The organism is Streptomyces sp. NPDC048001, from assembly GCF_043203115.1.
In the GTDB taxonomy this organism is placed as follows: domain Bacteria; phylum Actinomycetota; class Actinomycetes; order Streptomycetales; family Streptomycetaceae; genus Streptomyces; species Streptomyces sanyensis.
Window position 1 is genome coordinate 73,522 of sequence record NZ_JBIDBN010000018.1, and the last position, 11,313, is coordinate 84,834.

At 73.5% G+C, this 11,313-nt stretch carries 10 protein-coding genes and 1 tRNA gene; 7 read left to right on the plus strand and 4 right to left on the minus strand.

All coding sequences use genetic code 11. The features are described 5' to 3' along the window. Nucleotides 1-184: 184 nt before the first annotated feature. Nucleotides 185-844: a DUF461 domain-containing protein gene (locus ACGF15_RS27460; RefSeq protein ID WP_345613716.1), complete on the minus strand. Its 660-nt coding sequence runs from the start codon at nt 842-844 to the stop codon at nt 185-187. Between the two features lie 640 nt (nt 845-1,484). Here ACGF15_RS27460 and ACGF15_RS27465 point away from each other — a divergent pair. The 6 genes from ACGF15_RS27465 to ACGF15_RS27490 all read left to right on the plus strand — a co-directional run bounded on the left by ACGF15_RS27465 (nt 1,485) and on the right by ACGF15_RS27490 (nt 8,097). Further along, complete coding sequence (locus tag ACGF15_RS27465) at nt 1,485-1,967, plus strand: CarD family transcriptional regulator (RefSeq protein ID WP_003953493.1); 483 nt, start codon at nt 1,485-1,487, stop codon at nt 1,965-1,967. 417 nt (nt 1,968-2,384) lie between these two features. After that, a complete protein-coding gene (ispD, locus tag ACGF15_RS27470) occupies nt 2,385-3,122 on the plus strand; it encodes a 2-C-methyl-D-erythritol 4-phosphate cytidylyltransferase (RefSeq protein WP_345613714.1) in 738 nt (245 codons plus the stop codon). After that, on the plus strand, nt 3,112-3,666 hold the full coding sequence (ispF, locus tag ACGF15_RS27475) for a 2-C-methyl-D-erythritol 2,4-cyclodiphosphate synthase (protein WP_392802804.1): 555 nt from the start codon (nt 3,112-3,114) through the stop codon (nt 3,664-3,666). The genes ispD and ispF overlap by 11 nt, the downstream gene beginning before the upstream one ends. Nucleotides 3,667-3,769: 103 nt before the next feature. Then, nucleotides 3,770-5,173 (plus strand): cysteine--tRNA ligase, encoded by a 1,404-nt coding sequence (cysS, locus tag ACGF15_RS27480; protein WP_345613710.1) that lies wholly within the window; start codon nt 3,770-3,772, stop codon nt 5,171-5,173. 93 nt (nt 5,174-5,266) lie between these two features. After that, nucleotides 5,267-6,220 (plus strand): 23S rRNA (guanosine(2251)-2'-O)-methyltransferase RlmB, encoded by a 954-nt coding sequence (rlmB, locus tag ACGF15_RS27485; protein WP_345613708.1) that lies wholly within the window; start codon nt 5,267-5,269, stop codon nt 6,218-6,220. 191 nt (nt 6,221-6,411) lie between these two features. Then, complete coding sequence (locus ACGF15_RS27490; RefSeq protein WP_392802808.1) at nt 6,412-8,097, plus strand: DoxX family membrane protein; 1,686 nt, start codon at nt 6,412-6,414, stop codon at nt 8,095-8,097. Between the two features lie 105 nt (nt 8,098-8,202). Here ACGF15_RS27490 and ACGF15_RS27495 read toward each other — a convergent pair whose 3' ends face one another. The 3 genes from ACGF15_RS27495 to ACGF15_RS27505 all read right to left on the minus strand — a co-directional run bounded on the left by ACGF15_RS27495 (nt 8,203) and on the right by ACGF15_RS27505 (nt 10,942). Further along, nucleotides 8,203-8,925 (minus strand): nucleotidyltransferase family protein, encoded by a 723-nt coding sequence (locus tag ACGF15_RS27495; protein WP_345613704.1) that lies wholly within the window; start codon nt 8,923-8,925, stop codon nt 8,203-8,205. A gap of 136 nt (nt 8,926-9,061) precedes the next feature. Further along, a complete protein-coding gene (locus ACGF15_RS27500; protein WP_256524208.1) occupies nt 9,062-9,484 on the minus strand; it encodes a hypothetical protein in 423 nt (140 codons plus the stop codon). Nucleotides 9,485-9,814: 330 nt separating this feature from the next. Continuing rightward, on the minus strand, nt 9,815-10,942 hold the full coding sequence (locus tag ACGF15_RS27505) for a sn-glycerol-3-phosphate ABC transporter ATP-binding protein UgpC (protein ID WP_345613702.1): 1,128 nt from the start codon (nt 10,940-10,942) through the stop codon (nt 9,815-9,817). Nucleotides 10,943-11,119: 177 nt separating this feature from the next. On the opposite strand from ACGF15_RS27505, the gene ACGF15_RS27510 reads away from it, so the two are divergent. After that, nucleotides 11,120-11,193 (plus strand) — tRNA-Thr (locus tag ACGF15_RS27510). Nucleotides 11,194-11,313: the final 120 nt, after the last annotated feature.

Sequence of the window (11,313 nt, forward strand, 5' to 3'; positions counted from 1 at the left end):
CGTGCGCCCGCCCCCCCCGCCCCGGCCCCCCGGGGGGGGGCCCCGCGGTGGGGGGCCCCCCGGGGTCCCGCGGGGCACGCCCCTCGGCGTCGTTCTGCGTGTGCGGCGGCCGCCGTGCCGTCCGGGGCGCGCGCCGGGGTGCGGCGCGACGTCCGGACGGGTGGGGCGCCGGGGGTGCGGCGGGTCAGCCGGCCTCGGGGCCCGTCTCGCCGCCCGCGGCCTCCGTCTCGGCCTCACCGGTCGGGGAGCCGGTGGGCGAGGGGCTGGTGGCCTCCCCGGAAGGGCTCTCCGAAGGGCTCTCGGCGGGGGTCTCGGAGGGCGACTCGGGCCCGGAGCTCGGCCCGAAGCCCTGGTAGTAGCTGGTCCCCGGGACGACGAAGGCGAGCAGGCGCACATCGCCCGTCTCGCTGAAGCGGAAGACGATCTCCTGGGTGCCGCCGTCCTGCAGGGCCTCGCCGCCGCCCTCGACCACCGCGGAGGCGTTCCCGTTGCCGCCGATGACGACCCGGCCGCCGGCCGGGACCGTGAGCGGGCCGGAGCCGGTGGCGGGCGACAGCTCGACCGTGGCGTCGGTGCCCGGGAGGGTGATCGACTCCAGGGTCTGGGCGCTTGCACCGTCGTTGAAGACGGTCACCGCGACGGCCGCGGGGCCCTCGGCGTCGCCGTCGGCCTGGGTGATGACGGTGCCGTTCTGGAGCTTCAGGCTGTCGACGGCGGTCGCGGCGTTGTCCGGCCGCACGCCGAGGGTCTGCGCGTTGTTGCCCGCACCGCAGGCGGCGAGCGAGGCGATCGAGAAGACGATGGCAGCGCCGGCAAGGGCACCGCGTCGAAGGCTGCGGCTCACGGCGGCGGCATCTCCTTGGACGTACGGACGTGCGGACGGTTTGGGGCGGCTGCCGCCTGCGCGGTGACACCCCGGGCGATCAGCTCGGGGCTTAGGTTACCGAGCGGCCCGTCACGCCCCGCACCCGACCCGCCCTTCGGGGTGACCCGCGCCCGCGGCGGCGGCGGAGCGCCCCCGGCCGGGCGCCGGCGGACGCTTCCGGACGCCTTCCGGACACCCGGCGGCCCGCGGTGCTTACCGTGCCGTTCGCATAAGAGGGGTGATCAATTTCGTGGCCCGGCCCTTTACCGGGAATTGCGCCGGTTGATCAATTCCCGATTCCCGAGCCGCGTGATTCGCGGGGGGTGGTCCCCCGGACGGGTGGTCGGTGGTCGAACGGGTGGTGTGATCCACCTCTCAGGAACCGGGCGAAACAGGACGTTCGGACCCCTGGCGGAGGGGGCCCGTGATGGGTACGGTGTGCGTTTCCGTCTGCCCGTGCAGCGCCTCCCACCTGCGAATACCCCCTTCCGCAAGGCGGTCGCAGCACGTCCCCGTCTCTGTTGTCAAGCCCCGAGATATGCCCTGACCTGCGGAAACGCCATTCAGAACGCGCTGTTTCCGTGTTACCCTGGATAGCCACGGAAGGGGTACCTGTCACATGACGTTCAAGGTTGGCGACACCGTGGTCTATCCCCATCACGGGGCCGCGCTGATCGAGGCCATCGAAACTCGTCAGATCAAAGGCGTGGACAAGACCTACTTGGTGCTCAAGGTCGCCCAGGGCGACCTGACGGTTCGTGTGCCTGCTGACAATGCCGAGTTCGTCGGCGTGCGCGACGTGGTCGGTCAGGACGGACTGGACCGGGTCTTCGAGGTGCTGCGTGCACCCTACGCCGAAGAGCCGACGAACTGGTCTCGTCGCTACAAGGCGAATCTCGAGAAGCTCGCTTCGGGTGATGTCATCAAGGTCGCCGAGGTCGTGCGCGACCTGTGGCGCCGTGAGCGCGAGCGCGGGCTGTCCGCCGGTGAGAAGCGGATGCTCGCGAAGGCGCGCCAGATCCTGGTGAGCGAGCTGGCCCTCGCGGAGAACACCAACGAGGACAAGGCCGAGGCCCTGCTCGACGAGGTCCTCGCGTCCTGACGCACCACTGATACCGCGGTGCCCGCCGGCATGCTGGACATCCCGCCCGACATCTCGGGCGGGGGTCTCCAGCCCGCCGGCGGGCGCCGCGGTGTATCCACGGCCCGTCCACCCGCCGCGGGGTCGGCCTGTGCCAGGGCATGACGCCGCCCCGCCGACCGCCTGAACGGCCCCCGGCGGACGCCACCTCCGCCCCGGCGCCCCCGGTGCATCCGCACCGGCGGAGCACGGTGGACGCCCCCGGGGACGTCGACGGCGGTGCCGCTGTGTGTGCCGGGCCCGGGCGGCTGGCGCAGACGGGGTCACGGAAGGGTCCGGTCAAGGCGCCGCGCCCGGCACTGCCCCCGACCCGTGGCCGGGGTACGCCCAGGCCATACCCACGTCTGCCGAGCGAACAAACCTGCCGGAGAGCAACCGATGTCAGACGAGACGCGCCCGCACCGCACCGCGGTCGTGATCCCCGCCGCCGGACGCGGCGTACGCCTGGGGCCCGGTGCCCCCAAGGCGCTGCGCATGCTGAGCGGCACACCCATCCTCGTCCACGCCGTCCGCGCGATGGCCGCCTCGCGGGCCGTCTCGCTGGTCGTCGTCGTGGCACCGCCCGACGGGGCGCCCGAGGTGAAGCGCCTCCTCGACGAGCACTCCCTGCCCGAGCGCACCGACTACCTGGTCGTGCCCGGGGGCGAGAGCCGCCAGGAGTCGGTCCGGCTCGGCCTGGAGGCCCTTCCCGAGGGCATCGACACCGTGCTCGTCCACGACGCGGCCCGCCCGCTGGTCCCGGTGGACACCGTGGACTCCGTGGTCGCGGCCGTGCGGGAGGGGGCGGTCGCCGTCGTCCCGGCGCTGCCCCTCGCCGACACCGTCAAGGAGGTGGCCCCGTCGCCCGGCGGCGGGCCCGAGCGGGTCGTCGCCACCCCCGAGCGGGCCCGGCTGCGCGCCGTCCAGACCCCCCAGGGCTTCGCGCACGCCACCCTGGCCCGCGCCCACCGGGAGGTCGCCGGAGCGGTCACCGACGACGCGGGCATGGTCGAGGCGCTCGGCCTGGACGTCGTCGTCGTGCCGGGCCACGAGGAGGCGTTCAAGGTGACCCGTCCGCTGGACCTCGTCCTGGCCGAGGCCGTACTCGCCCGCAGGAGGGCCCACGATGGCTTCTGAGCCGCACCCGCACCCGCAGGACGCGCCGGGCGGCCGGGAGACGGCCCCGCCCGCCGGGCGGCCCGCGTTGCCGCTGGTCGGCATCGGTACGGACGTGCACGCCTTCGAGCAGGGCCGCGAACTGTGGTGCGCGGGGCTGCTGTGGGAGGAGGCCGAGGGCTGGGGCCTGGCCGGTCACTCCGACGGCGACGTCGCCGCCCACGCCGCCTGCGACGCCCTGTTCTCGGCGGCCGGTCTCGGCGACCTCGGCGCGCACTTCGGCACCTCGCGTCCCGAGTGGTCCGGTGCCTCCGGCGTCACCCTGCTGGCCGAGGCCGCGCGGATCGTGCGGGCCGAGGGCTTCGAGATCGGGAACATCGCCGTCCAGGTGATCGGCGTGCGGCCCAAGATCGGCAAGCGGCGCGCGGAGGCGCAGAAGGCGTTGTCCGAGGCGGCCGGTGCGCCGGTGTCGGTGTCCGGCACCACCACGGACGGGCTGGGGCTCACGGGGCGGGCCGAGGGGCTCGCCGCCCTGGCGACCGCGCTGGTGGTCCGGAGCCGCTGACGGCGCCCCGGGCCGGTGCGGTCGCGCCCCGGCCCGGGACCACCCCCTGCCCGGGTGCCGCAGGGGGTGTGGGGCACTGCCGTCGGCCCACTACCCTTGTTGCGTGACCATTCGCCTGTACGACACCAGCGCCCGGCAGATCCGCGACTTCACCCCCCTCGTGCCGGGTTGTGTCTCGATCTACCTCTGCGGCGCCACCGTGCAGGCCGCGCCGCACATCGGGCACATCCGGTCCGGGCTGAACTTCGACATCATGCGCCGCTGGTTCGCCTACCGCGGCTACGACGTCACCTTCGTCCGGAACGTCACCGACATCGACGACAAGATCATCGCCAAGTCCGCCGAGCAGGGCCGCCCCTGGTGGGCCATCGGCTACGAGAACGAGCGCGCCTTCAACGACGGCTACGAGGCCCTCGGCTGCCTCCCGCCCACCTACGAGCCGCGCGCCACCGGCCATGTCACCGAGATGGTCGAGATGATGCGCGGGCTGATCGAGCGCGGGCACGCCTACGCGGCCGACGGCAGCGTCTACTTCGACGTGCGCTCCTTCCCCGGCTACCTGTCGCTGTCCAACCAGGACATCGACGACCTGCGCCAGCCGCCCGAGGAGGGCATCACCGGCAAGCGCGACCCGCGCGACTTCGCCATGTGGAAGGCCTCCAAGCCGGGCGAGCCGGACTGGGAGACGCCCTGGGGGCGCGGCCGCCCCGGCTGGCACCTGGAGTGCTCGGCGATGGCCCACCGCTACCTGGGCTCCGCCTTCGACATCCACGGCGGCGGGCTCGACCTCGTCTTCCCGCACCACGAGAACGAGATCGCCCAGGCCAAGGCCTTCGGCGACGACTTCGCGCGGTACTGGGCGCACAACGCCTGGGTCACCATGAGCGGCGAGAAGATGTCGAAGTCGCTGGGCAACTCGGTGCTGGTCTCCGAGATGGTCCGGCACTGGCGCCCCATCGTGCTCCGCTACTACCTCGGCACCCCGCACTACCGGTCGATGATCGAGTACAGCGAGGAGGCGCTGCGCGAGGCCGAGTCGGCCTTCGCGCGGATCGAGGGCTTCGTCCAGCGCGTGGTGGAGAAGGCGGGGGGCCCCGTGGCGCCCGCCGAGGAGGTGCCGGCGGCCTTCGCCGAGGCGATGGACGACGACTTCGGTGTGCCGGGGGCCCTCGCGGTCGTCCACACCACCGTCCGCCAGGGCAACTCCGCGCTGGCCGCCGACGACAAGGAGGCGGCCGTCGCCCGCCTCGCCGAGGTGCGGGCCATGCTCGGCGTCCTCGGTCTCGACCCGCTGGACGAGCGCTGGGGCGCCCAGGGCGGCGACCGCGAGGACGACCTCCACGGGGTGGTCGACACGCTCGTGCGGGTCGTGCTGGGTCAGCGCGAGGCGGCCCGCGGCCGCAAGGACTGGGCGACGGCCGACGCGATCCGCGACCAGCTCAACCAGTCCGGCCTGGTCGTCGAGGACTCTCCGGACGGTCCCCGCTGGAGCCTCGGTCCCCGCTGACCCCGGGGCGATGTGCCGCCCGGCGCGCCGGGCGGCACACTTCCTTACGTACACACGTTTCTCTGAGCGAGCTTCGCAGGAATCAGGTAGGTCATGGCCGGGAACAGCCAGCGCAGGAACCGCCGCACGTCCAACAAGAAGGGCGCGACGGTCGGCAGCGGTGGCAAGCGGCGCCGCGGACTGGAGGGCAAGGGCCCGACGCCGCCCGCTTCCGCCCGTAAGGGGCATGCCAAGAACCGCATCGCCAACGCCAAGGCCAAGCAGGCGCAGCGCCGCCCCGTCGCCCGCCGTGGCGGCAAGGGCACGTCCGAGATGGTCGTCGGCCGCAACCCGGTCTTCGAGGCGCTGCGCGACGGTGTGCCCGCTTCCACCCTCTACGTCCAGCAGTTCATCGACAACGACGAGCGGGTGCGCGAGGCGCTCCAGCTCGCCACCGGCCGCGGCGACGTCCACATCATGGAGGCGCCGCGCCCCGAGCTGGACCGGATGACGAACGGGCTCAACCACCAGGGCCTGGTCCTCCAGGTCCCGCCGTACGAGTACGCCCACCCCGAGGACCTGGCCGCGGCGGCCTTCGACGACGGCGAGGACCCGCTGATCGTCGCGCTCGACGGGGTCACCGACCCGCGGAACCTCGGTGCGGTGGTCCGCTCCGTGTCCGCGTTCGGCGGCCACGGCGTGGTGGTGCCGGAGCGCCGCGCGGCGGGCATGACCGCCGGTGCCTGGAAGACCTCGGCCGGGACCGCCGCGCGGACGCCGGTCGCCCGTGCCACGAACCTGACCCGGGCGCTGGAGGCCTACCAGAAGGCCGGCATCACCGTGGTCGGCCTCTCTGCGGACGGCGACACCGAGGTCGGGGAGCTGGACGCGCTCGGCGGCCCGGTGGTGATCGTGGTCGGCAGCGAGGGCAAGGGCCTGTCCCGTCTCGTCGGCGAGACCTGCGACTTCCTGGTCCGCATCCCGATGCCCGGCGGTGCCGAGTCGCTGAACGCGGGTGTGGCCGCCGGGGTGGTGCTCTACGAGGCGTCGAGGCACCGGCGCGCCTGAGGCGGGCGGTCGGCGCGGGGTCGTGCGCCTGCGGGGCCCCGCCCCGCGGGTGCGCCGGGCGCCGGCCCGGGGCCCCGGCGCGGCCCCGGTGGGGAACGGTGCGGTCAAAAAGGCACAAGAGATGCTCTTGACGGGTCTCGGACAGATCGGGACGCTCGCGGCCGTGCCCTAATCACACATCACTCGGTTAGATGAGTGTGGACACCAGAACACCCCGGTCCGGGTTCGACGACCAGCCTGCGCTGAGCATGGTCAAGGTGCACTGCGATCCTGCGCAGGTCATCGTCAACCACGCCAGCTTCCGGGTACAGCTGCCGCGGAACCCCCGCCCCGCGCGGGCCATGGCGGACACCGCGCGGATCGCCTCCTTCGGCACGGCCGGTGCCGTCGGTGCCGCCGCGGCGGGAGCTGCGGGTGGGGGCGCGACGGGCAGAGCCGCCCGGCGCCGGGCCCCCGTCGTGTGGAGCGGTCGCTCCACACCGGGCGACGCAGGGGCGACCGGTCTGCTCCAGGCCGTACGCGACTCCTCCGCCGGGACGCTGGCGCCTCCGGCGCCGCCCGCCCCCCGGGAGGCACCGGAGCAGGGCGGCTACTCCGCCGGTGCCACCCAGGCGATGCCGCGTGTCGACCTGGTCGGTGACACCGTGCAGCGCTCGGGCCCCCTGCTGCCGCCCATGCGCCAGGCGGTCGGCGCCTACGACACCCCCTCCTTCGGGCCGGAGGAGTACGGCGAGGCGGGCGGCGACGACGGCGCCTACGACCTCGATCCGCTGGACGGCGAGACCGGGGACGAGGGCCGCTCCGGCCACCGGGCCTCCGGCGACCACACGCGCCACGCCTACTACCCCGACCGCCGGATGAACCTCGGCGTGGTGCTGCTCCCGCTGCGCATCCTGCTGGGGTTCATCTCCGTGTACGCCGGGATGGGCAAGCTCTGCGACCCCGTCTACTTCGACGGCGGGGAGCGCGGTTCCCTGGTCAGGTGGCTGGAGTCGCTCCAGCCCTGGGCCATGGCCGAGCCGATGCGCGACCTGGCCCTGGCCCACCCCGTGGGCTCGGGCCTGACGGTCGCCTTCCTCCAGGTGATCGTCGGGGTGCTCACCCTGCTGGGCCTGTGGCAGCGGGTCGCGGCGGGGGTCGGCGTCCTGCTGTCGGCGGCCCTGCTGCTGACCGTCAGCTGGCGCACGGTCCCCGTCTACGACGCCCCGGACATCATCTTCCTCGCGGCCTGGTCGCCCCTGATCATCGCGGGCGCCCCGGTCTACTCGGTGGACGCCCGCCTCTCGGGCGAGGCATGGCGCGCCCTCGGCCCCCGTTCCGAACTCTGGGACCTGCGGCGCAGGGTGCTGCGCCGCGGTGGGCTGGTCGCCGCCGTGGTCGTCGGCCTGACGATGCTCATCGGCTCGATGCTGGGCGGCGCGGTCCGCTCCACGGAGATCGTGACCGTCCCCGGTCCCGGCCAGGACCCGACCAACTACCTGCCGGGCGCGCCGCTGCCGCAGGAGTCCGGGACGCAGCGCCGCCCCGCGGAGCGGAAGAGCACCCCGACCCCTTCGGCGAGCCGTTCCGCGAGCACCGAGCCCCCGACCACGGCGCCCGCCCCGGAGACGGCGCCGGAGCCCGGGCGGGTGGCGGACGCGCCCAGTTCCACGCAGGGCACCGGGCAGCAGCCGCCTCCCGCGGACTCCCAGCCGGCCCCGCCGCCGTCCACGAGCGCCGGGCCCACCTCCAGCGGCGGCACCGGGTCGGGCGGAGCGGGTTCCGCGGGCCCCACGGGCGGGACCACGGGCGGCCCGGGCGACGGCTCCGGGCCGGGCAGCGGATCGGGCGGTGCCCCGGACGGCGGCAGCAGGGTCATCGGCGGGCTCCTCGGCTGAGCCGGAGGGAGCGCCGGTCGCGCTCCGGGCGGATTCCTCCGTCCGGCACCGTGCGGCGCCGCGGCCGTACGCACCCTGCGCGGGCCCGGCCGGGCCCGCGCAGGGTCAACGCGCCTGTGCGGAAAGCTCCTTGGCCGCCTCGGTCAGGTCCTTGGCGGTGTCGATCGCCCGCCAGTAGGCGCCGTGCGGCAAGGGGTAGCCCGCCAGCCGCTTCTCGCGCGCCAGCCTCGGGAACGTGGTGCGCTCGTGGTCGCCGACGTCCGGAAGCAGCCGGGTGAACTCGGCGGCGAAGACGTACACGCCCGCGTTGATCAGATACGGCGAGGGCGGCGACTCCACGAAGTCCGTGATGTGGCCGAAGGTGTCCGTCTCGACCGCGCCCCAGGGGATCCGCGGGCGGGCCAGCGCGAGCGTCGCGGTGGCGTCGCGCTCGGCGTGGAAGGAGGCCATCTCGCGGAGCGAGAAGCGGGTCCAGATGTCGCCGTTGGTGGCGTACCAGGGCTGGTCGGGCTGGGGCAGGCTGGCCGCCGCGTACTTCAGCCCGCCGCCGCGGCCCAGCGGCTCGGTCTCCACCACCGTCGTCACCCGCAGCGGCAGCCGGGCCTGGGCCAGCCACTCCTGGAGCACCTCGGCCAGGTGGCCGCAGGAGACCACGGCGTCGGTCACGCCCTCGGCCGCGAGCCAGGCCAGCTGGTGCCCGATGATCGGCGTGCCCGTCCCCGGGATCTCCACCATCGGCTTGGGGCGGTCGTCGGTGTAGGGGCGCAGCCGAGAGCCCTGGCCGCCCGCCAGAACCACGGCCTGCGTCGGAAACGTAGGCGTATGCATGGCGTGAACGATATGCGCACTCCCGCACACGACGCGGACCGGACCCGCTGCGTGCGGGTCCGGTCCGGGTGCCGGCGCGGGCCGGGCGGGGTGTCCGCCCGGCAGCCCCGGTGTGTCCCAGGGCCTGCCGGTGCGGTCAGTGCCCCATGGTCTGCTGGGACACGCCCGTGGCGAAGGAGGTGTCGCACACCGGGCGGGAGAAGCGCTGCGCGCGGGCGGGGCCGTAGTGGTCGACGGCGGCCCGGCCGAGGTCGCGGGCGATGGACATGCAGTGCTCGGCGAGCGAGGGGCGCGCCTCGACCTCGCGCTGGAGGTGGGTGAGCGCCACCGCCGGGTCCTTCACCTGGAGTTCGGTGAGCAGCTTCTCGCGCAGCACGTCCTGCGGCGCGAGCGGCTCGGCGGGTGCGGCGACGTTCTCGGCGGAGGCCGTGAGCATCTGCGACTGGGAGGCCTGCCCGGCCCACGGCACCGTGGACACCGCGAGGGTCCCGGAGAGCACCAGGACGACGGGCAGGACGAGGGCGAGGGTGCGGCCGATTCGGCGGGCTGTGTGGGTCACGCGAGCGAGCGTAGCGGCCGGTGACCGGGAGGCGACATTCAGTCACTCACGTGGGGGATGGATCGGGAGCGTCATTCGAATTCTCTGTTGACGTGTTGGTATGAACTGCCCGATATCAGAGGGAATTTGTACGACGGTACGCCCCGTGTGCGACCGGGGGTACGACGGGAGTCGCCCCCGCCCTCGCCCGGTTCCGCTCCCTGTCCCTTCCCCGCCCGGTTCCGCTCTCCAAGTGGTTCCGGTCCCCGCCCGGTTCCGCCCCGCACGACGGGAGCCGGGCCCCGCGCCGCACGGCGGGGACCCGGCTCCCGGTGTCGGGGTGGGGCGGCCTCAGTCGCTCAGCCGCTCGCCCGTCGACGTCGAGAAGACGTGCAGCTCGCCCGCGCGCGGCACGACGTGCAGCTCGCTGCCCTTGCGCGGGACGCTGCGGCCGCCGACGCGCACCACGATCTCCTGGTGCGTCCCGCCGACCTCGGTCGAGCCGTAGACGAAGCCGTCGGCGCCGAGCTCCTCGACGACGTTCACCGAGACCGCCAGGCCCGCGGGGGCGTCCTTCGACAGCGAGTCCGCCGCCGCGCCGCCGAGCTCCACCACGTCGAAGTGCTCCGGGCGGACACCGACCGTGACGGTCTTGTCGCCGCGCTGCGCCGCGGTGGACAGGGCCTCGCGGGAGACCGGGACGATGCTGTTGCCGAACTTCACGCCGCCGTCCGTGATCGGCACCTCGACCAGGTTCATGGCCGGGGAGCCGATGAAGCCGGCGACGAAGAGGTTGGCCGGGCGGTCGTACATGTTCCGCGGCGAGTCCACCTGCTGGAGCAGGCCGTCCTTGAGCACGGCGACCCGGTCGCCCATCGTCATGGCCTCGACCTGGTCGTGGGTGACGTAGACGGTGGTGATGCCCAGGCGGCGCTGGAGCGAGGCGATCTGCGTACGCGTGGAGACGCGGAGCTTGGCGTCGAGGTTCGACAGCGGCTCGTCCATCAGGAAGACCTGCGGCTCGCGGACGATCGCGCGGCCCATGGCGACGCGCTGGCGCTGACCGCCGGAGAGCGCCTTGGGCTTGCGGTCCAGGTACTGCGTGAGGTCGAGGATCTTCGCTGCCTCCTCGACCTTCTTGCGGATCTCCGCCTTGTTGACGCCCGCGATCTTGAGCGCGAAGCCCATGTTGTCCGCGACGGACATGTGCGGGTAGAGCGCGTAGTTCTGGAACACCATGGCGATGTCCCGGTCCTTGGGCGGGAGGTGGGTGACGTCGCGGTCGCCGATGCGGATGGCGCCGCCGTTGACGTCCTCCAGACCGGCGAGCATCCGCAGCGAGGTGGACTTCCCGCAGCCGGAGGGGCCGACGAGGACGAGGAACTCGCCGTCCTCGATCCCGATCTCGAGCTGGTCGACGGCGGGCTTGTCGGCACCCGGGTAGAGGCGGGTCGCCTTGTCGAACGTGACAGTGGCCATGCTGAAGCGTCTCCTTCACCGGCAGGAACGTGCCGGACGATCCGAGTAAGGGAGTGGTGTAGTCCACCAGGGCGGACCTGCGGTGACGGTACCCGGCGAACGCGGATCTGTCAGCAGGTGTCCGGGGTGAGAAATCCCCGCGGGGCCGCCGGGGGCGTTGGTTACACTGCTCTGGCTGCCTCCTTAGCTCAGTTGGCCAGAGCGCTTGACTTGTAATCTTGAGGTCGTCGGTTCGATTCCGACAGGAGGCTCCGCGCCGAAGGCCCCCGGTCCCGCAGCTTGGGTTCAAGGGGTCGTCGCAACACCACTTGGTTTCAGGTGGTGAGTAGATCACGTAGACGCTCGGCTGGGGTATCCCAGTCGAGCGTCTT